Source organism: Escherichia sp. E13S3 (genome assembly GCF_004212325.1).
In the GTDB taxonomy this organism is placed as follows: Bacteria; Pseudomonadota; Gammaproteobacteria; order Enterobacterales; family Enterobacteriaceae; genus Escherichia.
In genome coordinates this window covers 419583-442939 of sequence record NZ_RHJR01000003.1, presented here as the reverse complement: position 1 = coordinate 442939, position 23357 = coordinate 419583, and the positions used below count along the sequence as shown (strand labels likewise).

Sequence of the window (23357 nt, the reverse complement as noted above, 5' to 3'; positions counted from 1 at the left end):
GACGATCATGGCCAGAAAACGCAAATCAAGAAATAACAGTAAAATTGGTCACGGAGCGATCAGTCGCATTGGTAGACCGAATAATCCTTTTGAGCCACGCCGCAATCGCTACGCACAAAAATACTTAACGTTGGTGTTAATGGGGGGCGCCGCTTTTTTAATAGTCAAAGGATGGAGTGAAAGTAGCGATGTCGATAACGACGGCGACGGAACGTTTTACGCGACAGTGCAGGATTGTATTGATGACGGTAATAATTCAGACATCTGTGCTCATGGCTGGAACAATGCCAAAGCGGCATTTTATGCCGATGTTCCGAAGAATATGACTCAGCAAAATTGCCATTTTAAGTATGAAAATTGCCATTTTAAGTATGAAAATTGCTATTACGACAATGTTGAACAGAGTTGGATCCCGGTCATTTCTGGATTTTTGTTAAGCCGGGTTATTCGTAAAGATCGCGATGAGCAGTTTGTTTATAACAGCGGTGGATCCTCATTTGCTTCCCGCCCCGTCTGGCGCAACACTTCCGGTGATTACTCCTGGCGCTCCGGTTCTGGCAAAAAAGAGTCTTATTCCACGGGCGGCTTTACCACCAAAAAAGCGTCTACCGTTTCGCGCGGCGGCTATGGTCGTTCTTCCAGCGCCCGTGGGCATTGGGGAGGCTAATCATGCTGAGACACAACGTTCCTGTGCGGCGGGATCTGGACCGGATTGCCGCCGATAACGGATTTGACTTTCATATCATCGACAATGAAATCTATTGGGATGAGAGTCGGGCTTACCGTTTTACTCTGCGCCAGATTGAAGAGAAGATCGAAAAACCGACTGCGGAACTGCATCAGATGTGCCTTGAGGTGGTGGATCGCGCGGTTAAAGATGAAGAGATCCTGACGCAACTGGCGATCCCTCCGTTGTACTGGGATGTGATCGCTGAAAGCTGGCGCTCCCGCGATCCTTCGCTGTATGGCCGGATGGATTTTGCCTGGTGTGGCAATGCGCCGGTGAAGCTGCTGGAATACAACGCTGATACGCCGACCTCGTTGTATGAGTCGGCTTATTTCCAGTGGTTGTGGCTGGAAGATGCCCGGCGCAGCGGCGTTATTCCGCGCGATGCCGATCAGTACAATGCCATTCAGGAGCGCCTGATTTCACGCTTTAGCGAGCTTTATAGCCGGGAGCCGTTTTATTTTTGCTGCTGTCAGGACACCGACGAAGACAGGAGTACCGTGCTGTACTTGCAGGACTGCGCTCAGCAGGCAGGACAGGAGTCGCGGTTTATCTACATTGAAGATCTCGGTTTGGGCGTCGGCGGTGTACTGACCGATCTTGATGATAATGTCATCCAGCGTGCATTTAAGCTGTACCCGCTGGAGTGGATGATGCGTGACGATAACGGTCCGCTGCTGCGCAAGCGTCGTGAGCAGTGGGTGGAGCCGTTATGGAAAAGTATCTTGAGTAACAAAGGGCTAATGCCGCTGCTTTGGCGCTTCTTTCCTGGTCATCCTAATCTTCTGGCGTCCTGGTTTGAGGGCGAAAAACCGCAGATCGCCGCTGGCGAAAGCTATGTGCGTAAACCGATCTACTCACGCGAGGGCGGTAACGTCACCATTTTCGACGGCCAGAATAACGTCGTTGACCACGCTGATGGTGATTACGCCGATGAACCGATGATCTATCAGGCGTTTCAACCGCTACCGCGATTTGGCGATAGTTACACGCTGATTGGTAGCTGGATTGTCGATGATGAAGCGTGTGGTATGGGGATTCGTGAAGATAACACGCTGATCACTAAAGACACTTCGCGTTTTGTTCCGCACTACATTGCGGGTTAAGAATGTTTTAGCAATCTCTTTCTGTCAGGAATCCGTGGCAGTGACCATACTAATGGTGACTGCCATTGATGGAGGGAGACACAGTGCACTGGCAAACTCACACTGTTTTTAATCAACCTATACCCTTAAATAACAGCAATTTATACCTGTCTGATGGCGCGCTCTGCGAAGCGGTAACGCGCGAAGGCGCTGGTTGGGATAGCGATTTTCTCGCCAGTATTGGTCAGCAACTCGGAACGGCAGAATCCCTTGAACTGGGGCGGCTGGCGAATGTAAACCCACCTGAACTGTTGCGCTACGATGCCCAGGGGCGACGTCTGGACGATGTCCGTTTCCATCCCGCATGGCACCTGCTGATGCAGGCGTTATGTACCAATCGGGTACATAACCTGGCCTGGGAAGAAGATGCTCGTTCTGGCGCATTTGTGGCGCGGGCGGCGCGTTTTATGTTGCACGCACAGGTTGAGGCCGGGTCATTATGCCCGATAACCATGACCTTTGCCGCCACGCCATTGCTGTTACAGATGTTACCCGCGCCGTTTCAGGACTGGACCACGCCGCTGTTGAGCGATCGCTACGATTCTCACTTATTGCCAGGTGGGCAAAAACGCGGTTTGTTGATTGGCATGGGAATGACGGAAAAGCAGGGCGGTTCCGATGTGATGAGCAACACCACTCGCGCCGAACGTCTGGACGATGGGTCTTATCGGCTGGTGGGGCATAAATGGTTTTTCTCGGTGCCACAAAGCGACGCGCATCTGGTGCTGGCACAGACCTCGGGCGGTTTGTCCTGCTTTTTTGTGCCGCGATTTTTGCCTGACGGGCAACGCAACGCGATTCGCCTGGAGCGTCTGAAAGATAAGTTAGGTAATCGTTCCAATGCCAGTTGCGAAGTGGAGTTTCAGGATGCCATTGGCTGGTTGCTGGGTCAGGAAGGGGAAGGGATTCGCCTGATCCTGAAAATGGGCGGGATGACGCGTTTTGATTGTGCTCTGGGTAGCCACTCCATGATGCGTCGTGCGTTCTCGCTGGCGATATATCACGCTCATCAACGCCATGTATTTGGTAATCCGTTAATCGAACAGCCCCTTATGCGCCATGTCTTAAGTCGCATGGCGCTTCAGCTTGAAGGGCAAACAGCGTTGTTGTTTCGTTTGGCGCGGGCGTGGGATCGGCGTGCCGATGCCAAAGAAGCCCTGTGGGCGCGTTTATTTACGCCAGCAGCGAAATTTGTGATCTGCAAACGTGGCATTCCGTTTGTGGCTGAAGCGATGGAGGTGCTGGGCGGTATTGGCTATTGCGAAGAGAGCGAACTACCGCGACTTTATCGGGAGATGCCAGTGAACAGCATCTGGGAAGGCTCTGGCAATATTATGTGCCTCGATGTGCTGCGCGTTCTTAATAAGCAAGCGGGCGTCTACGATTTGCTGTCGGAAGCGTTTATGGAAGTGAAAGGGCAAGATCGTTATTTTGATCGCGCGGTTCGTCGCTTACAACAGCAACTGCGCAAACCGGCTGAAGAATTGGGACGGGAGATAACACATCAATTATTTTTGCTGGGCTGCGGCGCGCAAATGTTGAAATATGCTTCTCCGCCAATGGCGCAGGCGTGGTGTCAGGTGATGTTAAATACGCGCGGTGGCGTGCGGTTGTCAGAGCAGATCCAGAATGATTTATTGCTGCGGGCGACGGGGGGAGTGTGTTTGTAAGCGTATACGACGGATGCGACGCTGGTTTCGATTAACTAAATGAAATATGTGAAAATTGTAGGCCGGACAAGGCGCTCGCGCCGTATCCGGCATTGTTCATTCGCTGCAGATGACACTCACGCATACAGTATCGCCTGTACACGCCAGTTATCGGGCTGTTGGTCTTCGTACATGGTAATAATGCGGTACCATGACGCACCTTGTTCATCGGCCTTTAACGCCACGATACGTTCCACGTCCTGCGGATCCCCTGAAATATTGCTAACCGAGATCTGACCTATTTCATTCAGGCCCGTCACGCAGTCAGCACTGGCGAATTCTGCAGACTGTGCCGTGGCGCTCGCAGGGCAAGTCACTAATTGCAGCGAGGGTGAGGCAAGTAATTGTTTCATCGTCAGCTCCATTTTTCGTTTCCCCACATGTGGCAGGGCATTCCATCGCGGTAATAAACGCCCGAGCTTCCCGCCGGTAATTTATTGTGCACAGGTAAACGCATAGGGACGCAAAGCAATGTAAAGCTGGCTGTATAAGTTGTCTGATTTATTTACGGTATATACTCGTCATACTTCAAGTTGCATGTGCTGCGTCTGCGTTCACTCACCCCAGTCACTTACTTATGTAAGCTCCTGGGGATTCACTCGCTTGTCGCCTTCCTGCAACTCGAATTATTTAGAGTATAAAATGGCTTGTGAATACCACTGTCCTGTCACGATGGTTTCATCCACCATTACGACAACGTAATAATCAGCTTTTGCAGCGACAGCTTTCGCTCTGATTTCTGCTAATGCGTCATCCGGAGAGCCCCGTACCATCGTGCTTACGCTACCTATTCGCTGTAACCCTTGTGTCTGGTCGCGGCGAATCTCTTGCGGATGGTCCGTTACTGGCGGTGCTGGCTGTGGCGTACCTTGCAGTGCGCTACAGGCGCTTAGCATCAACACCAATAATAAACTGGCAAACCGATAAATAACGCTATTACGTTTCCTGCTAACCATAGTGTAGTGCCTTATTTATTTAACTTGAGGGGAATGTTCCCGAATTGTTACCTGGTACGCGATTTTCGAATGAAAACGTTGTGAAAGCGTAATCCACATCTCAACATTATGAACTAATACGGTCAGCAGAAACTTGTGCTAAGGATTTCTTCATGTCATACCAGACTCAAAGGAGAAAAAGATGATTGAATTAGAATCACGCGTGCTGGCTGATATTCCCGTTCTTCACGCTTATCCCGTAGGGCAAAAAGAAATCCCGTTACCGTGTGTGATTTTTTATCACGGATTTACTTCATCCAGCCTGGTTTATAGCTATTTTGCCGTCGCGCTGGCGCAGGCTGGTTTCCGGGTGATCATGCCGGATGCGCCCAATCACGGTAGCCGTTTTAGTGGCGACGCAGCGCGGCGTTTAAATCAATTCTGGCAAATCTTGCTACAAAGTATGCAGGAATTCACTACCTTACGTGCGGCAATAGCCGAAGAAAACTGGCTGCTTGATGAACGCCTGGCGGTTGGTGGCGCGTCAATGGGTGCAATGACCGCACTGGGAATTACCGCTCGCCACCCCACGGTGAAATGTACCGCCAGCATGATGGGATCGGGCTATTTTACATCGCTTGCCCGTTCACTGTTTCCACCGTTGAAGCCTGAAACGCCAGCACAGCAAAACGAATTTAATAACATTATTGCTCCACTGGCAGAGTGGGAAGCGACAAACCACCTGGACAAACTGGGAAGCAGGCCACTGCTGTTGTGGCATGGCCTTGACGATGATGTTGTGCCTGCCGAGGAATCACTACGTTTGCAGCATGCATTAAGAGAAACGGGACGAGATAAACAGTTAACCTGTTCATGGCAGCCTGGCGTGCGCCACCGTATTACACCCGAGGCGTTAGATGCTGCAGTGACGTTTTTCCACCAGCATCTTTAAACACGCAGAATGCTGACCCCTTGCGCTTCCAGCTGTTGCAGGATCTCTGGGTTAGCATTTTTGCCGGTGATCAGCATATCGATTTGATCGGCGCGGCTAAAAAGCATTCCCGCGCGTTCGCCAATCTTACTGCTATCGACCAATACCACCAGTTTCCCTACCACACTCAACATCTTCTGTTCTGCCATTGCTGTCAGCATATCGGTTTTATATAACCCTTCTGCGGTCAGCCCTTTGCCGCTGGTAAACATCCAGTGCCCGGCATAGAGACTGTTTTCGCTGCCCTGTGGGCTTAAGGTGATGGACTGACTTTTGTTGTACTGCCCGCCCATGATGATCACGCTGTCATGTTCCTGATCGATCAGATAGTTTGCCAGCGGGAGATAATTAGTGATGATTTGCACCGGTTTGCCACACATTTCCCGGCCGAGCAGAAACGCGGTAGAGCCGCAGTTGATGACTACACTTTCGCCCGGATTAACCAACTGCGAGGCCGCTTTAGCGATACGTACTTTTTCATCGTGATTCTGCGCCTGATGCAGATTCATCGGCGTCCATCGCGGGCGCTGCTGGGTAATCGCTTCGGCGCCGTTGCGCACTTTCTTCAGTTTGCCGCTTTCGTCGAGTTTATTGATATCGCGTCGCGCAGTGGCAGGCGAAATTCCCAGACGCTCAACGACTTTCTCCACGGTCACAAAGCCCAATTGTGCGAGCATTTCCAGGAGGATTTGATGTCTTTGTGCTTCAGTCATGAGCTATTCCGATAAAATTTGATTTTTTTAGATGATATTTGAAATAGCCAGGAAATACTACGCCGGATAGCGCGAACAGATCCACGCTACCCGGTATCAACGACAGATTACAGGAACGATTTGAACGGCAGATCCGGTTCAATGGTGAAGCAATCGTCAAAACCACGCGGATAGTGATACTCGAAGTTATCTTTATCCAACGGCCAGGTAAACTTGCCACCGACCTGCCAGATAAACGGCTTAAAGCCATACTTCAGACGATCTTTTTTCATCTCCCACAGTACGCGGATTTCCTGCGGATCGGCCTGGAAGTTTGACCAGATATCATGGTGGAACGGGATAACTACTTTCGCATTCAACGCTTCGCCCATACGCAGCATATCGGCGCTGGTCATTTTGTCGGTAATACCGCGTGGGTTCTCACCATACGATCCTAACGCCACGTCGATCTGATGCTCGTTGCCATGTTTTGCATAGTAGTTAGAGTAGTGGGAATCGCCGCTGTGATACAGGGAACCGCCCGGTGTTTTGAACAGATAGTTTACTGCGCGATCGTCCATACCATCTGGCAGTACACCAGCTGCTTTTTGATCGGCAGGCAGGGTGATCAGTGCAGTACGGTCGAACGCGTCAAGGGCATGAATTTCAATGTCTTTCACTTTTACCACATCGCCTGGTTTGACCACGATGCAGCGTTCTTTCGGTACTCCCCAGCCAATCCATAAATCCACGCAGGTTTTCGGTCCGATAAACGGTACGTCATCAGCACAGTTCTGCATCACGGCAGCAGCGACGTTGACGTCGATATGATCGTTGTGATCGTGAGTTGCCAGTACCGCGTCGATCTGGCGAATCGCAAACGGATCAAGAACAAACGGGGTAGTACGCAGGTTTGGCTGCAGTTTTTTCACGCCAGCCATGCGCTGCATCTGGTGACCCTGTTTCATCAGCGGGTTACCGTGACTTTGTTTGCCAGTACCGCACCAGAAATCAACGCAAACGTTGGTGCCACCTTCCGATTTCAGCCAGATCCCAGTACAACCGAGCCACCACATCGCGAATGTACCAGGAGCTACCTGCTCTTGTTCAATTTCTTCATTCAGCCAGCTACCCCACTCCGGGAAAGTGCTCAGGATCCAGGATTCACGGGTGATACTTTTCACTTTACTCATCGCCATTTACCTTCATGATGTTCAATTTTAATCAATATGTGATTTGTTTTGATTAATCCTGACACTATTTTTTCAGGAAGGCAATGACCATTTTTTGACTTTTTGCCAGGGGAATTGTTGTTGATTTTGAGATTGGAAAGATTTAATGGAATGTGTAATTCATTTAACTAAATGAATTTAAATGAGTAATTGTTTCGTTGCATGAATCCCACTCTATCCATGTGGAATTATTTGCGTGCCGCGTCACATTTAATCATAAATAATCTTGTTGTGATTACTTTTGAAAATTAGAGTGAATGCACAACATTCCGGGTGTGCGGAATACCCGGTTACCTCTTCTTCAGGAGATCGTTATGGAGATCCTCTACAACATCTTTACCGTGTTTTTTAACCAGGTCATGACCAATGCCCCGTTGTTGCTGGGTATTGTGACCTGTCTGGGCTACATCCTACTGCGCAAAAGTGTCAGCGTTATTATCAAAGGCACCATCAAAACGATTATCGGTTTTATGCTGTTGCAGGCAGGGTCCGGCATCCTGACCAGCACCTTCAAACCGGTGGTGGCGAAAATGTCGGAAGTTTATGGCATCAATGGTGCGATTTCAGATACTTACGCTTCGATGATGGCCACTATCGAGCGCATGGGCGATGCCTATAGCTGGGTGGGTTATGCGGTGTTGCTGGCTCTGGCGCTGAACATTTGTTACGTGCTGCTGCGTCGTATTACCGGTATTCGCACCATCATGCTGACTGGCCACATTATGTTTCAGCAGGCGGGGCTGATTGCCGTCACGCTGTTCATCTTTGGCTACTCCATGTGGACCACCATTATCTGCACGGCGATTCTGGTTTCGCTCTACTGGGGCATTACCTCCAACATGATGTACAAGCCGACTCAGGAAGTGACGGATGGCTGTGGTTTCTCCATCGGTCACCAGCAGCAGTTTGCATCATGGATTGCTTATAAAGTCGCGCCGTTCCTGGGCAAAAAAGAGGAGAGCGTTGAAGACCTCAAACTGCCTGGCTGGCTGAACATTTTCCACGACAACATCGTCTCCACGGCGATTGTCATGACCATCTTCTTTGGCGCCATTCTGCTCTCCTTCGGTATCGACACCGTGCAGGCGATGGCAGGCAAAGTGAACTGGACGGTCTACATCCTGCAAACCGGTTTCTCTTTTGCGGTGGCGATCTTCATCATCACTCAGGGCGTGCGCATGTTTGTGGCGGAACTCTCTGAAGCATTTAACGGTATCTCCCAGCGTCTGATCCCAGGTGCGGTTCTGGCGATTGACTGTGCGGCTATCTATAGCTTCGCGCCGAACGCCGTGGTCTGGGGCTTTATGTGGGGCACCATCGGTCAGCTGATTGCGGTTGGTATCCTGGTCGCCTGCGGTTCCTCGATCCTGATTATTCCTGGCTTTATCCCGATGTTCTTCTCCAACGCCACCATCGGCGTGTTCGCTAACCACTTCGGCGGCTGGCGTGCGGCGCTGAAAATTTGTCTGGTGATGGGAATGATCGAAATCTTTGGTTGCGTCTGGGCGGTGAAACTCACCGGTATGAGTGCCTGGATGGGTATGGCGGACTGGTCAATTCTGGCACCACCGATGATGCAGGGCTTCTTCTCCATCGGTATCGCCTTTATGGCCGTCATCATTGTAATTGCACTGGCTTATATGTTCTTCGCTGGCCGCGCGCTGCGCGCAGAAGAAGATGCAGAAAAACAACTGGCAGAACAGTCTGCTTAATAAGGAGTTTTGATTATGACCGTACGTATTCTGGCTGTGTGTGGCAACGGACAAGGCAGTTCCATGATCATGAAGATGAAAGTGGACCAGTTTTTAACCCAGTCGAACATCGACCACACGGTAAATAGCTGCGCGGTTGGCGAATATAAAAGTGAGTTGAGCGGCGCGGATATCATCATCGCTTCTACGCACATTGCGGGCGAAATCACCGTGACCGGCAACAAATACGTGGTTGGCGTGCGCAACATGCTCTCTCCTGCCGACTTTGGCCCGAAATTGCTGGAAGTGATCAAAGAACATTTCCCGCAGGACGTGAAGTAAGGACGCGCCATGAAACTACGTGATTCGCTGGCGGAGAATAAATCTATCCGTCTGCAGGCTGAAGCTGAGACATGGCAGGACGCAGTGAAAATCGGCGTTGACCTGCTGGTGGCGGCGGACATTGTCGAGCCGCGTTACTACCAGGCGATTCTGGATGCGGTTGAACAGCACGGCCCGTACTTTGTGCTCGCTCCAGGCCTGGCAATGCCGCACGGACGCCCGGAAGAGGGCGTTAAGAAAACCGGTTTTGCACTGGTGACGCTGAAAAAGCCGCTGGAGTTCAACCACGAAGATAACGACCCGGTGGATATCCTCATCACCATGGCGGCGGTTGATGCCAACACTCACCAGGAAGTGGGCATCATGCAGATCGTCAACCTGTTTGAAGATGAAGAGAATTTCGACCGTTTACGTGCCTGCTGTACCGAGCAGGAAGTACTGGATCTCATTGACCGCACCAACGCGGCAGCTTAAGAAGGAATTGAACATGTCATTACCGATGTTGCAAGTCGCGCTGGACAACCAAACTATGGATAGCGCCTACGAAACCACTCGCCTGATTGCCGAAGAAGTCGACATTATCGAAGTGGGTACCATTCTGTGCGTGGGCGAAGGCGTGCGTGCGGTTCGTGACCTGAAAGCGCTCTACCCGCACAAAATCGTGCTGGCAGACGCCAAAATTGCCGATGCGGGCAAAATTCTTTCTCGTATGTGCTTCGAAGCCAACGCTGACTGGGTGACCGTAATTTGCTGTGCGGATATCAACACCGCCAAAGGTGCGCTGGACGTGGCAAAAGAGTTTAACGGCGACGTGCAGATCGAACTGACCGGTTACTGGACCTGGGAACAGGCGCAACAGTGGCGTGACGCAGGCATTCAGCAGGTGGTTTATCACCGCAGCCGTGACGCGCAGGCCGCAGGCGTGGCATGGGGCGAAGCAGATATCACCGCGATCAAACGTCTTTCCGATATGGGCTTCAAAGTCACCGTCACCGGTGGCCTGGCGCTGGAAGATCTGCCGCTGTTCAAAGGTATTCCGATTCATGTGTTTATCGCGGGTCGCAGCATCCGTGATGCCGCCTCTCCGGTTGAAGCCGCACGTCAGTTCAAACGTTCCATCGCCGAACTGTGGGGCTAAGGAGCGGATATGTTGTCCAAACAAATCCCGCTTGGCATCTATGAAAAAGCGCTCCCCGCCGGGGAGTGCTGGCTGGAACGACTGCAACTGGCAAAAACGTTAGGCTTCGATTTTGTCGAGATGTCGGTAGATGAAACGGACGCTCGCCTGTCGCGCCTCGACTGGAGCCGCGAGCAGCGTCTGGCGCTGGTCAACGCGATTGTTGAAACCGGCGTGCGCGTGCCGTCCATGTGCCTTTCGGCCCATCGTCGTTTCCCGCTGGGCAGCGAAGATGACGCGGTGCGGGCGCAGGGGCTGGAGATTATGCGTAAAGCTATCCAGTTCGCCCAGGACGTCGGCATTCGCGTAATCCAGCTGGCGGGCTATGACGTTTACTATCAGGAAGCCAATAACGAAACGCGTCGTCGTTTCCGTGACGGCCTGAAAGAGAGCGTTGAGATGGCAAGCCGCGCGCAGGTGACGCTGGCGATGGAGATCATGGATTATCCGTTGATGAACTCCATCAGCAAGGCGCTGGGCTACGCGCACTATCTCAACAATCCGTGGTTCCAGCTCTACCCGGATATCGGCAACCTGTCGGCGTGGGACAACGATGTGCAGATGGAGTTGCAGGCCGGAATCGGGCATATCGTCGCGGTACATGTGAAAGACACCAAACCTGGCGTCTTCAAAAACGTGCCGTTTGGCGAAGGTGTAGTGGATTTCGAACGTTGTTTCGAAACGCTCAAACAGAGTGGCTATTGCGGGCCGTACCTGATTGAGATGTGGAGCGAAACGGCGGAAGATCCGGCGGCAGAAGTGGCGAAAGCGCGTGATTGGGTGAAAGCGCGCATGGCGAAAGCGGGCATGGTGGAGGCGGCATAATGCAAAAGCTAAAACAGCAGGTGTTTGAAGCCAACATGGATCTGCCGCGCTATGGGCTGGTGACCTTTACCTGGGGCAACGTCAGCGCTATCGACCGCGAACGCGGGCTGGTGGTGATCAAGCCCAGCGGCGTCGCCTACGAAACCATGAAAGCAGACGATATGGTGGTGGTCGATATGAGCGGTAAGGTGGTGGAAGGGGAATATCGTCCGTCTTCCGACACCGCGACGCATCTCGAACTCTACCATCGTTACCCGTCGCTTGGCGGCATTGTCCATACCCACTCCACTCATGCTACTGCATGGGCGCAGGCGGGGCTGGCGATCCCGGCGTTAGGCACCACGCACGCCGATTACTTCTTTGGCGACATCCCGTGCACGCGCGGATTAAGCGAAGAAGAGGTGCAGGGTGAGTACGAACTGAACACCGGCAAAGTGATTATCGAAACGCTGGGCAACGCCGAGCCGCTGCATACGCCGGGAATTGTGGTGTATCAGCACGGGCCGTTTGCCTGGGGGAAAGATGCCCACGATGCGGTGCATAACGCGGTGGTGATGGAGGAAGTGGCGAAAATGGCGTGGATTGCGCGCAGTATTAATCCACAACTCAATCACATCGACAGCTTCCTGATGAATAAACACTTCATGCGTAAGCACGGTCCTAACGCTTATTACGGGCAGAAGTAAAACACGCGCTGCGGAAATTTCCTTCTTCGGGAGATAACTGGTCTAATTCCGCAGCCGTTTTTCAAAAAAAGCCCCCTGCGAAGGGGGCAAAGCAAACTATGGCAATGTTTCGTTGGTTATACCTGGTGCTAGCGATAAATATCCGCGCTGGCGTGCATATTGCCGTTACTCCCCGGTTCCCGCATCAGAATTACGTGGTAGTACGTTGCGCCTTGCGCATCTGTTTCTTCATTTAATGCCTGACGTGCTTCACTTTCAGTGGCGAAGTTATGGTTGATATAAATCACGCCTAAGCTCTGTACGTCGTCCATATTTCTGGCCTGGTGGTTATTAATTTCAATGGCTGCCCATGTATTTGCACTTAGCAAAAGCACAGCCAGAAGGGCTAAAACACGACTGAACATAGATACCTCCTCGACGGCTGACTTTGTGTGCTCTCCTCTGTGATGATCTTCTGATTTAATTTTAATCAATGATAAAGAAGTTGATGGTGACCATTTCTGATGCAGTTGTTCAAAAAAACACCATGATGAAGTGTGATGAACTCCAAATCAGCGTGTTAGTACGCTTTGGTGAAAGATGAGATTTATTTGTCGGCTGGCCTTGAGTTTAGCGGGGCATACAAGTACTATAACGCGTCATTTTTCAGCCGACCTTTAACACGTTCCTTGCCTCCCCGGGATTCGGCTGACCCAGACAGGAGGCTGAATAATCCGTAAGGAGCAATTCGATGCGTCATTACGAAATCGTTTTTATGGTCCATCCTGACCAGAGCGAACAGGTTCCGGGCATGATCGAGCGCTACACTGCTGCCATCACTGGTGCAGAAGGCAAGATCCACCGTCTGGAAGACTGGGGCCGCCGTCAGCTGGCTTATCCGATCAACAAACTGCACAAAGCACACTACGTTCTGATGAACGTTGAAGCTCCGCAGGAAGTGATCGATGAGCTGGAAACTACCTTCCGCTTCAACGATGCCGTTATCCGCAGCATGGTTATGCGTACCAAGCACGCTGTTACCGAAGCATCTCCGATGGTTAAAGCGAAAGACGAGCGCCGTGAGCGTCGCGATGATTTCGCAAACGAAACCGCAGATGATGCTGAAGCTGGGGATTCTGAAGAGTAATTTCTGATGACCAACCGTCTGGTGTTGTCCGGCACCGTGTGCAGGACTCCCCTTCGCAAGGTCAGTCCATCAGGAATTCCTCACTGCCAGTTCGTGCTTGAGCATCGTTCTGTGCAGGAGGAAGCCGGTTTTCACCGGCAGGCGTGGTGCCAAATGCCCGTTATTGTTAGCGGACACGAAAACCAGGCCATTACTCACAGTATAACGGTCGGCAGTCGCATAACCGTTCAGGGGTTCATTTCATGCCACAAGGCAAAGAACGGACTGAGCAAAATGGTTTTGCATGCCGAGCAGATTGAATTGATAGATTCTGGAGACTAGCCATATGGCACGTTATTTCCGTCGTCGCAAGTTCTGCCGTTTCACCGCGGAAGGCGTTCAAGAGATCGACTATAAAGATATCGCTACGCTGAAAAACTACATCACCGAAAGCGGTAAGATTGTCCCAAGCCGTATCACCGGTACCCGTGCAAAATACCAGCGTCAGCTGGCTCGCGCTATCAAACGCGCTCGCTACCTGTCCCTGCTGCCGTACACTGATCGCCATCAGTAATCGGTCACGGTCCATTAATACGACTTTGAGAGGATAAGGTAATGCAAGTTATTCTGCTTGATAAAGTAGCAAACCTGGGTAGCCTGGGTGATCAGGTAAATGTTAAAGCGGGCTATGCTCGTAACTTCCTGGTACCGCAGGGTAAAGCTGTTCCAGCTACCAAGAAAAACATTGAATTCTTCGAAGCACGTCGCGCTGAACTGGAAGCTAAACTGGCTGAAGTTCTGGCAGCAGCTAATGCTCGCGCTGAGAAAATCAATGCACTGGAAACTGTTACCATCGCGTCTAAAGCTGGCGACGAAGGTAAACTGTTCGGTTCCATCGGTACTCGCGACATCGCTGACGCTGTAACTGCAGCTGGCGTTGAAGTGGCTAAGAGCGAAGTTCGTCTGCCGAACGGCGTTCTGCGTACCACTGGCGAACACGAAGTGAGCTTCCAGGTTCACAGCGAAGTATTCGCGAAAGTGATCGTAAACGTAGTAGCTGAATAATTCGTTATTCAACGAGACGTAAAAACGCCGACCTTGTGTCGGCGTTTTGCTTTTGTAGCGAGCACTTGCAGATATCGATAAGGGCCGCAATAAGCAGCCCTATTAAGATAATTACTTAGCCGCCTGAATGTCAGCCAGCATTGGGGCAAGGGCAGGGTTATCCTTAGCAAAGGCTGCGTACATCGGCTGCACTTTCTCGATAAACGGTGCCTTATCAACCTGATAGACTTTCACGCCCATTTTATCCAGTTTAGCGAATTCTTTTTTCTCTTCCTCGCTCCACAAGTCTTTCATGTAGCTCATTGATTCTTTCGCTGCTTTTAATATAACTGACTGATTTTCCGGGCTAAGTTTATCAAACGCAGCATTGCTCATCAGAACCACATCGGGAACCATAGTGTGTTCGTCAAGGCTGAAGGATTTTGCCACTTCACCGTGACGCATGGTGGTCAGCGCCATCACACTGTTTTCTGCCATATCAACCACACCTTGCTGTAAGGCTGTATACAGCTCGCCGTAATCCAGTGGCGTCGGGTTACCGCCCATGACTTTGATCATTTCAACTGCGCCAGGACTTGGCTGAACACGGACTTTCATGCCTTTCAGATCGTCTGGTTTCAGTACCGGTTTATTGCCGTAGAAGCTGCGGGCGACTCCATCATAGAACGTCAGACCGAAATAACCTTTGTTTTTTGTTGAGTCGAGGATTTTCCTTCCGATATCGCCCTGCATGACCTGATAATAATGATCACGATCGCGGAACAAATAAGGCAGGCTAAATAATTTATAAGAATTTTCAAATGCTTCCATTTCTGCCGCATTGGTTTTTACCAGTGGAATAGCGCCAGAACGAATCAGCTCCATTGTTTCTCGTTGAGTACCCAATGTTCCATTTGGATAAATACGAATAGTAATATCACCGTTAGAGTACTCTTTGCTCTTTTTCGCAAAGAACTCCATCGCTTTATGAACAGGGTGAGACTTATCCTGATTATGGCTAAGTTTTAATGTCACTGCCCAGGACTGGCTTGCGGATAACATAAGAACAGCACCGATAATGCCAGCGGATACTTTTATTTTCATAGATGTTCCTTTTCTAATAAATATGGCGGCAGGTGCCGCCAGTGAATGCATATCAGTAGCCCAGTGCTCTTGGCAATGCCATACTGATTTGCGGAATATAGGTCACCATTGCCAGCACCAATACCATCACGGCATAGAATGGCAGCATAGGTTTGATAATTTTATTAATCGGTAATTTAGATACACTACAACCGACAAATAACACACTGCCTACAGGCGGAGTACAAATACCGATACACATGTTCAGTACCATGACAATACCAAAGTGAATCGGGTCCATGCCCAGTTCGGTGACAACCGGTAAAAATATCGGCGTAAAAATCAGTACCGCTGGCGTCATATCCATAAATGTGCCAATGATCAACAAGATAATATTGATAATAAGCAGGATTACTATTGGATTATCAGAAATGGTATTGAGCAAATCGAGGATCAGGAAGGGGACGTCAGCGTTGGACATAGCCCATGACATGCCCATTGAAGAGCCGATCAATAACAAAACAATTGCTGTGGTAATCACTGATTCCAGAAATATTTTAGGTAAATCCTTAACTGATATTTCACGATAGAGAACCAGCGCGAGGAAAAGAGTATAAATTACCGCAATTGCCGAAGCTTCGGTTGGGGTAAAAATACCGCTTAGTACGCCACCCATAATTAACACAATCAGGAAAATGCTGGGGATCGCCATCCATATAGCCACTCCAGCCTGGCGCAAAGTCGGACGTTCTGGTTTGGGGTATCCGCGACGTACCGCGATAATACCGGCGACGACCATCAGCGCCAGGCCCAGTAAAATTCCCGGAACATACCCTGCCAGAAACAATGCAGCAATAGACGTACCGCCGCTGACCAGTGAATAGACTATCAGTGTATTGCTTGGTGGAATAAGCAAACCAGTGGGGGCTGAGGCAACGTTAACCGCAGTGCTAAATGCCGGATCATAGCCCTCTTTCACTTGCTGTGGATGCATGACTCCGCCCATCGCAGCAGCCGAAGCAACAGCCGAACCAGAAATTGCCCCGAACAGCATATTGGCAAGAATATTACAGTGAGCAAGTGAGCCTGGCAGACGACCGCCAAGAATTCGGGCAAAGTTAATTAGCCTTCGCGCTATTCCTCCGTGATTCATAATGTTGCCAGACAAGATAAAAAATGGGATTGCCAACAACGTAAAACTATCTAACCCGGAGGCTAACTTTTGGGAAACCACACTCAATGCTGAGTTGAAATCGAGTTGTGTGGAAATTGATGCCAGTGTCGATAAACCAATGGCATAAACAATAGGTACACCTAATGCCAACATAAAAAAGAAGGCACCAAATAACACAATAATAGGTAACCAGTAATCCATAATTTCTCCATTCCTACTATGGTTGGTTGTTGTTTGTTATCTTTAGAGTGGTTGTTTAAGTTCGGTTAAAACCATATCTATGGTGTATATGATAATAAGTACACCACTAATCGGGATGCTCATATAGATATATCCCATCTGCCAGCCTAAAGCGGGTGAGGTTTGACCTGAATCGAATGTGTCCATCGTTAATAGCCCACCACCATATACCATAATGATGGTAGCGAAGATAATAACGATAATCTGAATACACAAAAATAAATGACGTCGGGCTTTTCCTTTCAGCATCATAGGTAGCAGGTCAATCGCCAGATGCCGGTTTTGCCCTGCGGTGTACGCACCACCAAAAAGTCCAAGACAAATAAAGAGCAAACGGCTGAGTTCATCTGTAAAAATACTGGGACTATTAAATATAAATCGTGCAGCCACCTGCCATGTCACACATGCCACAATGATCGCCAAAATGGTAATATTCAATGTTGCAAGCAGAGCATTAATAGATCTAATTATATTTCGCATAGTGATTAACCTTTGCAATATCATTCATCCTGTGGCTGGTAAATTGTCCCATTAAGAAAGTCAGGCCAATTTTTTTCAAACCAGATGCTGTGGATAATGGGAAACTCACGAACAGTAGTATTTCTGACTTGAAATGCACCGTTGCAATAATGAATGAGTAACTTATTCTTTTTATCCTCTATACGCTCTGAACGAAAGCGCCATGCATCACAAAAACCATTTCGTGTTTGTGGGATAGAATTACCGGCTTCATCCATAACCATCCGCGCTCCGCGACTACCGCCACCTGCATCAATATAATGCGTCAACTGTGTCAATACCGCGGCAGAGGTCAGTGCCATATGCCGCCACATAAATAGCTCGGCAATTTCGCCTACGTGGTTGATGGTCAAACCGTGTTGCTGCACAAATTCACTCAACAGCAGGGCGTCGCGGGTGGCGTGGCGAACTTTATCGGCATGACAAATAAATCCAGCATAATCAGACATTCGTGCCTGGATTTTTTCTTTCGCCGTTGTCAGCGTCATTCCGTTCTCGTTAGCCAGCGCCTGAGTGATGAGCTCTCTAACAGTAGACAACGGCGAGGCTGCCAGCTTTGCAATATCTCCATTAACAGACCGCTTTTGGGAGCAACCAATAAAACGCGCCAGGCGCACGGCAAAAACCTGTCCGGCATTCAGTGCCGCGCCGCCAGGCCGGGTAACGCCGTGAGTTCCGGCCACTTCTCCCACCGCGAAGCAACCGGGCAGGGAGGTTTGCCCCCAGACATCCACTTCTATACCGCCATTCATATGCTGATTATTCATGGCAAACTGCAATGGCTGCGTGGTGAGATCGTAGCCGTGCATCTTATACAGCGAGATAGACAGCGGATTCATTCGTTGCAGGCGTTCGATGGGCGATTGCGCCAGGGCGCCGTTGTTTTCCAGATACGCGCGAACGTCGTCGTCCAGTCGATCCAATGAGAACGGCAAATCACCAGGCACCGCTTCAGGATTGCGATTGAAATCCATAAAAACCTGGCGACCACGTTGTTGTTCCTGCGCCACCGCCATATCTAACAAACTGGAGCCAAAATCCATCACCCGCGTGGCATGGAACGGCCACTGATAGCCCTTACGGAAGATGTTTGAAGCCAGTTCCTGGGTGGTGCGATAGTAATCTGCAAGGAAGTTATACTCGTTGCCCTCAGCATCCACAGAATAGATATACGGGATCACCTGCACATAGGTGCCAGATAAATTCCACGGAAAGGTGCTGCGCGGCGTGCCAATACCAAACTGGCTTTCTGTCAGATTGGTTAGCGTCAAACCTTCTTCCAGCGCCAGCCCCAGTGAGCCGAAGCATTTATGTGGATAAACACTGTCGCGATAAAGTTCGCCCGGTCCGCCCGTTGCCAGTACCACATTGGGCGCAGTCACAATTGCCAGCCCCCAGGGGTTATGGGCGCGGGAACCGGTTGCGAGAATAGCCCCCGCAACGCGATCTTCGCCATTCTCTCCGCACTGATGCAGGAGCTTAATCACCGTTGCACTGGTCAACATTGGGATGGCGAGGCGCTGCACTTCCTCCAGCAATACTTTCACCATCAGGCGAGAAGTGCGCGGTCCACAGGAGGTTGCGCGTCCGGCTTCGTCATGGTCGGTTTGATAACGGAGAATTGCGCCATAGCGATCTTCCGGTAATTCCAGACCAAGATATTGCAGACCGCCGAGGGTATGCAGAGAACCGACCGCCTCGACATAAGCGGTGTCGTGATCCATTGCGCCACCGCTCGCCAGTGCTTCCGCCAGTTTGGCGAAATTGTCGCCGTTGCCCGCAGTGGCAGCGGTAAACAGTGTTTGTTTATCGGAACCAGAGCACGCTGACGTTCCCATATATAACCCGGCGGTGGCGATCAGCACATTTTGCTGACGACGTTTTAGCTCAACTGCCGCACGTAATCCTGCTGCGCCGCTACCAACGACCAGCGCATCAACTTGCCAGATCGGGTAATCAACATCCTCAACGGTGACAATTGACGTTGGTTCTGCTGACACAAACCCCTTCGGGAAAGTGACGTGCGTCAGCGCATCGAGGATGGTGTCATCAAGCTGACTCATGCATCCTCCATTGGCGTAAACAGGCTGCTTTCCATCAGACGTGGTTGCCTGATAATCGGGCGGAAGGCCATGAACGGCAGAATGTCGCGCTCAATCTCCACACCCGGCGCGATCTCAATTAATTCAACGCCTTCTGCCGTTAACTGGAATACCGCGCGTTCGGTGATATACAGCACCTCCTGACCGCTTTGCTGTGCGTACGCGGCGCTAAAGGTAATTTTTTCCACCTGGGTAACCAGTTTAGGGATTTGACCTGACTGGGCGATATGCAAGCCATCTGGCGTTACATCGATCTTGCTGCCTTTGGCGTCAAACGTGCCGCAGAACACCACTTTACGGGCGTTTTGTGCAATTTCGAGGAAGCCGCCGGGGCCGATCAGATTGCCGTTAAGATGCGAGACGTTGACGTTACCGTGCTGATCCATCTCTCCCATACCGAGGAAGGTGATATCGATCCCGCCGCCACTGTAGAACTCAAATTGATCGAGTGATGGAATAATGGCATCGGCGTTGCGGGCGCAGCCGAAAAACGCATCATCCAGCATCATACCGTTATGCACGCCTTGCTCGACGCTCAGCCATAAACTTTGGTAAGGAACGCCTTCGCGCAGCGCTACTCCTGGAATACCGCCAGGAATGCCAAAGCCAAAGTTGGTTGAAGCGCCAGCCACCAGTTCGCGAGCTGCCCGACGGGCAATCAGGCGACGTACCGGATGACTAACCAGTTCAATAGCGTCGTTAGAACTCAGACGGCGATGTTGGCCGCTGATCGTCAGGTCGTAACCGCCAAGATAGGTTTGCGGTTGTTCGCGGTGTTCAACGATGCCATCAACCAGAATCCCCGGTAGCTTGACCCGACGTGGTTCAAGTGCGCCTGCTTCCAGTACGTCGCGCACCTGTACGAACACTTTGCCGCCGCTGTTGTGTGCTGCCAGCGCCATCGAATAGCTATCCATATCAATCGCCTCTTCTTCAAGGCTGACGTTGCCACGCGGATCGGCATAAGTGCCGCGCAAAATGGCATAGTCCACTTTGAAAGGGCGATAGCGGAGTTTGGTTTCACCATCAATTTCAATCAGTTCTACCAGATCGTCGGTGGTGCAAGCGTTCGACTTTCCGCCGCCATTGCGCGGATCAACAAACGATCCCAACCCTACGTGGGTAAAAAGTCCCGGACGTCCGGCACCGATCTCCCGTAGCAACGCCTGAATCACGCCACCAGGAAAGCAGTAGGCTTCAATGGCATTGTTTTTCACCAGTTCCTGCATTTTGGGCGACCAGGTAAAGTGTCCGGCAATTATGCGTTTGAGCATTTCGGCATGAGCGAAGCGATTGGTACCTTTGCTGTCGCGATCGCCAATACCCAGCGAGTGGATTAATGTCAGATCGCGCGGGTGTCCTGTTTGCAGGAAACGAGCTTCAATGGCTGCCAGAATATGGTCAGCTTCCACCATGCCGCCGCCGTTACCGCTAATGGCAATGGTTGCGCCGTCCTGAATTTGCGCCGCCAGTGCCTCGGCGGTTGTTATCTTACGCATACAATTTCCTTATTGATTGTGGAAGCTCACGCTACTTTTTTCGGCAAACGCGCGCGTCGCCTGCTGGCAATCCTGAGTAGCAGACATTAACCCTGCCAGTAACTGGTGCGAGTAATCGGCGTGTTTATTTTCCAGCGCCAGAATCAGTTGCTTAATATGCGCCAGTGCCACCGGACCACATTTTTCCAGCTGCGCCAACTGATTCGCCATCCAGCTTTCTACCTGTTCTTTTTCCACCACTTCATCAATTAAATTCGCCGCCTGGGCTTCATGTGCCGTCAGACGTTTCCCCAGCATCAGCATCTGGCGACCGACCACCGGACCGACCTGATTAAGCACGCGTTCAATGCCCATCCAGCCAGGCACCATACCGAGCATCACTTCCGGGTTAGAGAATTTCGCGCTGGGGCGAGCAATACGAATATCGCAGCACAAAGCAAGTTCAATCCCACCGCCGATGGTATGACCGTTGAGATTCGCAACGGTTAATTGGGGTAAATTGCGCAGACGATTAAAAACGTCATTACCGCGTTTAATCCATTTTCTGCCCATATCTAATGGCGAATAGGCTGACCACGATTTAATATCGCCGCCTGCACAAAAGAATTTATCGCCGGTAGCAGTTAATTCGACTAATCGTAATGTGGTGTCGTTTTCAATTTCATTTAAATAATGATCGAGAGATTCGATCATTTCTTCGTTAATAGCATGACATTTATCTTCTCGATTCAATGTCAGGCGGCAGGAAGCCGCCGCTCTGCTGAACAGAACGGGTTGGTCACTCATGTTCATTCCTTAACAATAATGCGCGATGCGATCGACGCTAATATCCAACGTGCTGTTAATATCTTGCTGCCACCAGTAGGGGGAGAATATTTCCAGTTCAATAGCGCCATTAAATCCGGCGTTTTCAACCAGACGACGGATTGACGGAATATTGATGACGCCATCTCCCGGCATTCCCCGGTCATTGACTAAATCGGTGGTTGGTACTAACCAGTCGGAAACATGAAACGCGAGAATGCGTTTTCCGGCACGCAGGATTTGGCTGGCGAGCTCCGGATCCCACCAAACGTGGTAGACATCTACCGCGACGCCGAGGCCAAATTCGCCATCGGGATCGAGTTCATCACACCAGTCCAGCGCCTGGCGTAACGTGCACAAACAGGAACGATCGGCTGCGGTCATCGGGTGCAGCGGTTCCAGCGCAATCGGCACGCCGACCTCTTTCGAATGCGGTAGTAACTGGCGAATCCCTTGTTTCACCTGTTCCCGCGCCTCATACAGATCTTTTGTACCCGTTGGCAGTCCGCCAACCACCTGCATATAACAGGCGGCGTTAAGCACCGCTGCATCGTCCAGCGCCCGGCGGTTATCATCAATCGCTAGTTTACGTTCCGCCAGCGTCGGTGCGGTGTAGTAAGTGCTACGGCACAAACCGGAAACGCTCATGTTACTGGCGGCGAGTTGGCGGGCGATCTGCTGGAGATCTTCGCCCTGCAATTCTCTGCGCCAGGGGGCGATTGCGCCAATACCGCGCGCGGCGCAAGCGTCAATAATGGCGGGCAGCGGCGTTTTATAACCCAGCGTCGCGGTATTAATGCTGAATAAATCAGGGCGTTGTAACAGATCTCTCATGATTCAGCCTCAGAAGCGCGGCATACTTAAGCCGCCGTCGATGGCGACCGCCTGACCACAGGTGTAAATCAGTTTGCCTTCCGCCATCGCGCGGACAGTGGAGGCGATATCAGCCGGATAACCCCAACGTCCCCACGGCACCAGTCCTTTGGCAATCAATTCGTCGTAATAGGCGGTTGCCGGAATGGTCATATCGGTTTTGATTAGGCCAGGGCGCACTTCATAAACGCCAATTTGTTCATTGCAAAGGCGAGCAGCAAACAGACGAGCAGCGGCAGAAACGGCGGTTTTGGCAATGGTGTATTCGCCGCGATTCATCGCCAGCATGATGGCGTTGATTGAACTGACAAAAATAATCGAGCGGTGCGGCAGCTCCGCTTCCGGCTTCGGCTGTGCGAGCAGACGTTTACTGAATGCCTGAGCGAGGAAGAACGGCGCGCGGGTATTGATGGCAATGTTTTGATCGAAGCTGTCTGGTTCGAGGTCGAGGAGGTCACCGCGTTTTTTCACTGAAATTCCTGCGTTATTGAGCAGGCAGTCCAGACGCCCCCACTGGTTTTGCGCCGCGTCGAGCATCTCTTCATGCAGGGAGAGATCGCCAACATCGGCAGGGAAGCAAATGACTTCCACGCCTTCTGCCATACATTCTTGTTGTGTGATATGCAGTTTTTCTACGCTGTCGGCATCGGGACGATCGTTAATCAGCAGGTTAAACCCGCCACGAGCAAGTTCCAGCGCACAACCCTTTCCAATACCACGTGCAGCGCCAGTGATGACAGCAACAGGACGAGTGGATTTCAT

At 51.0% G+C, this 23357-nt stretch carries 27 protein-coding genes; 14 read left to right on the top strand and 13 right to left on the bottom strand.

The genetic code is table 11. The features are described from left to right. The first annotated feature begins 7 nt into the window (after window positions 1–7). The 3 genes from D9597_RS04965 to D9597_RS04955 all read left to right on the top strand — a co-directional run bounded on the left by D9597_RS04965 (window position 8) and on the right by D9597_RS04955 (window position 3542). Complete coding sequence (locus D9597_RS04965; RefSeq protein ID WP_130221768.1) at window positions 8–667, top strand: DUF1190 domain-containing protein; 660 nt, start codon at window positions 8–10, stop codon at window positions 665–667. Between the two features lie 2 nt (window positions 668–669). Beyond that, on the top strand, window positions 670–1833 hold the full coding sequence (locus tag D9597_RS04960; RefSeq protein WP_130221767.1) for a glutathionylspermidine synthase family protein: 1164 nt from the start codon (window positions 670–672) through the stop codon (window positions 1831–1833). Between the two features lie 83 nt (window positions 1834–1916). Next, on the top strand, window positions 1917–3542 hold the full coding sequence (locus D9597_RS04955; protein ID WP_130221766.1) for an isovaleryl-CoA dehydrogenase: 1626 nt from the start codon (window positions 1917–1919) through the stop codon (window positions 3540–3542). A 116-nt stretch (window positions 3543–3658) separates the two neighbouring features. Here D9597_RS04955 and yjfN read toward each other — a convergent pair whose 3' ends face one another. Both yjfN and bsmA read right to left on the bottom strand, forming a co-directional pair. Beyond that, the gene (yjfN, locus tag D9597_RS04950) at window positions 3659–3934 is read right to left on the bottom strand and encodes a DUF1471 family protease activator YjfN (RefSeq protein ID WP_001517630.1); all 276 of its coding nucleotides are present in this window, start codon (window positions 3932–3934) and stop codon (window positions 3659–3661) included. Between the two features lie 273 nt (window positions 3935–4207). After that, complete coding sequence (bsmA, locus tag D9597_RS04945; RefSeq protein ID WP_064525807.1) at window positions 4208–4537, bottom strand: biofilm peroxide resistance protein BsmA; 330 nt, start codon at window positions 4535–4537, stop codon at window positions 4208–4210. A 181-nt stretch (window positions 4538–4718) separates the two neighbouring features. On the opposite strand from bsmA, the gene yjfP reads away from it, so the two are divergent. Then, window positions 4719–5468 carry an esterase gene (gene yjfP, locus D9597_RS04940; protein ID WP_130221765.1) on the top strand — a complete coding sequence of 250 codons (750 nt, stop codon included), beginning with the start codon at window positions 4719–4721 and terminating at the stop codon, window positions 5466–5468. Here the strand turns inward: yjfP and ulaR are convergent. Then, window positions 5465–6220 carry an HTH-type transcriptional regulator UlaR gene (ulaR, locus tag D9597_RS04935; protein ID WP_000133631.1) on the bottom strand — a complete coding sequence of 252 codons (756 nt, stop codon included), beginning with the start codon at window positions 6218–6220 and terminating at the stop codon, window positions 5465–5467. The two genes, yjfP and ulaR, sit on opposite strands and share 4 nt — an antisense overlap. A gap of 107 nt (window positions 6221–6327) precedes the next feature. After that, window positions 6328–7392, bottom strand: a complete 1065-nt coding sequence (ulaG, locus tag D9597_RS04930) for an L-ascorbate 6-phosphate lactonase (protein WP_001295191.1) — start codon at window positions 7390–7392, stop codon at window positions 6328–6330. 353 nt (window positions 7393–7745) lie between these two features. Here ulaG and ulaA point away from each other — a divergent pair, with 353 nt between their 5' ends. From ulaA to ulaF, 6 genes are read left to right on the top strand one after another with little or no spacing between them, the layout of a single operon-like run. After that, window positions 7746–9143: a PTS ascorbate transporter subunit IIC gene (ulaA, locus tag D9597_RS04925; RefSeq protein WP_000404886.1), complete on the top strand. Its 1398-nt coding sequence runs from the start codon at window positions 7746–7748 to the stop codon at window positions 9141–9143. 15 nt (window positions 9144–9158) lie between these two features. Continuing rightward, window positions 9159–9464 (top strand): PTS ascorbate transporter subunit IIB, encoded by a 306-nt coding sequence (gene ulaB, locus D9597_RS04920; protein ID WP_000218362.1) that lies wholly within the window; start codon window positions 9159–9161, stop codon window positions 9462–9464. Between the two features lie 9 nt (window positions 9465–9473). Further along, window positions 9474–9938, top strand: coding sequence for a PTS ascorbate transporter subunit IIA (ulaC, locus tag D9597_RS04915; protein WP_130221764.1), 465 nt, complete (start codon window positions 9474–9476; stop codon window positions 9936–9938). 13 nt (window positions 9939–9951) lie between these two features. Further along, complete coding sequence (gene ulaD, locus D9597_RS04910) at window positions 9952–10602, top strand: 3-keto-L-gulonate-6-phosphate decarboxylase UlaD (RefSeq protein WP_000056760.1); 651 nt, start codon at window positions 9952–9954, stop codon at window positions 10600–10602. A gap of 9 nt (window positions 10603–10611) precedes the next feature. Continuing rightward, window positions 10612–11466: an L-ribulose-5-phosphate 3-epimerase UlaE gene (gene ulaE, locus D9597_RS04905; RefSeq protein ID WP_130221763.1), complete on the top strand. Its 855-nt coding sequence runs from the start codon at window positions 10612–10614 to the stop codon at window positions 11464–11466. After that, window positions 11466–12152, top strand: coding sequence for an L-ribulose-5-phosphate 4-epimerase UlaF (gene ulaF / locus D9597_RS04900; RefSeq protein ID WP_130221762.1), 687 nt, complete (start codon window positions 11466–11468; stop codon window positions 12150–12152). Before ulaE ends, ulaF begins: the two co-directional genes overlap by 1 nt. Window positions 12153–12280: 128 nt before the next feature. Here the strand turns inward: ulaF and yjfY are convergent, their stop codons facing one another. After that, window positions 12281–12556, bottom strand: coding sequence for a DUF1471 family protein YjfY (gene yjfY, locus D9597_RS04895; RefSeq protein ID WP_000492914.1), 276 nt, complete (start codon window positions 12554–12556; stop codon window positions 12281–12283). 326 nt (window positions 12557–12882) lie between these two features. Here yjfY and rpsF point away from each other — a divergent pair, with 326 nt between their 5' ends. From rpsF to rplI, 4 genes are read left to right on the top strand one after another with little or no spacing between them, the layout of a single operon-like run. After that, window positions 12883–13278, top strand: a complete 396-nt coding sequence (rpsF, locus tag D9597_RS04890; RefSeq protein ID WP_001216676.1) for a 30S ribosomal protein S6 — start codon at window positions 12883–12885, stop codon at window positions 13276–13278. 6 nt (window positions 13279–13284) lie between these two features. After that, window positions 13285–13599 (top strand): primosomal replication protein N, encoded by a 315-nt coding sequence (gene priB / locus D9597_RS04885; protein WP_001296681.1) that lies wholly within the window; start codon window positions 13285–13287, stop codon window positions 13597–13599. Window positions 13600–13603: 4 nt separating this feature from the next. Then, window positions 13604–13831 (top strand): 30S ribosomal protein S18, encoded by a 228-nt coding sequence (gene rpsR, locus D9597_RS04880; protein ID WP_000135199.1) that lies wholly within the window; start codon window positions 13604–13606, stop codon window positions 13829–13831. A 41-nt stretch (window positions 13832–13872) separates the two neighbouring features. After that, complete coding sequence (gene rplI, locus D9597_RS04875) at window positions 13873–14322, top strand: 50S ribosomal protein L9 (RefSeq protein WP_001196062.1); 450 nt, start codon at window positions 13873–13875, stop codon at window positions 14320–14322. Window positions 14323–14433: 111 nt separating this feature from the next. On the opposite strand, the gene D9597_RS04870 is transcribed toward rplI, so the two are convergent. The 8 genes from D9597_RS04870 to D9597_RS04835 are packed head-to-tail and all read right to left on the bottom strand — an operon-like array spanning window position 14434 to window position 23357. Next, a complete protein-coding gene (locus tag D9597_RS04870) occupies window positions 14434–15405 on the bottom strand; it encodes a TRAP transporter substrate-binding protein (protein WP_130221761.1) in 972 nt (323 codons plus the stop codon). 52 nt (window positions 15406–15457) lie between these two features. Beyond that, window positions 15458–16759 (bottom strand): TRAP transporter large permease, encoded by a 1302-nt coding sequence (locus D9597_RS04865; RefSeq protein ID WP_130216703.1) that lies wholly within the window; start codon window positions 16757–16759, stop codon window positions 15458–15460. A gap of 42 nt (window positions 16760–16801) precedes the next feature. Then, window positions 16802–17278 (bottom strand): TRAP transporter small permease, encoded by a 477-nt coding sequence (locus tag D9597_RS04860; protein WP_130216701.1) that lies wholly within the window; start codon window positions 17276–17278, stop codon window positions 16802–16804. Between the two features lie 20 nt (window positions 17279–17298). Continuing rightward, entirely contained in the window at window positions 17299–19380 is a 2082-nt protein-coding gene (locus D9597_RS04855; protein ID WP_130221760.1) for an FAD-binding protein, read from the bottom strand. Then, window positions 19377–20918, bottom strand: a complete 1542-nt coding sequence (locus D9597_RS04850; protein WP_130206023.1) for a CoA-transferase — start codon at window positions 20916–20918, stop codon at window positions 19377–19379. Before D9597_RS04850 ends, D9597_RS04855 begins: the two co-directional genes overlap by 4 nt. A gap of 9 nt (window positions 20919–20927) precedes the next feature. Beyond that, window positions 20928–21704: an enoyl-CoA hydratase/isomerase family protein gene (locus D9597_RS04845; RefSeq protein WP_032226418.1), complete on the bottom strand. Its 777-nt coding sequence runs from the start codon at window positions 21702–21704 to the stop codon at window positions 20928–20930. 9 nt (window positions 21705–21713) lie between these two features. Continuing rightward, window positions 21714–22556 carry a sugar phosphate isomerase/epimerase family protein gene (locus D9597_RS04840; RefSeq protein WP_130221759.1) on the bottom strand — a complete coding sequence of 281 codons (843 nt, stop codon included), beginning with the start codon at window positions 22554–22556 and terminating at the stop codon, window positions 21714–21716. A 9-nt stretch (window positions 22557–22565) separates the two neighbouring features. Next, window positions 22566–23357 carry a 3-ketoacyl-ACP reductase gene (locus tag D9597_RS04835; RefSeq protein ID WP_130216695.1) on the bottom strand — a complete coding sequence of 264 codons (792 nt, stop codon included), beginning with the start codon at window positions 23355–23357 and terminating at the stop codon, window positions 22566–22568.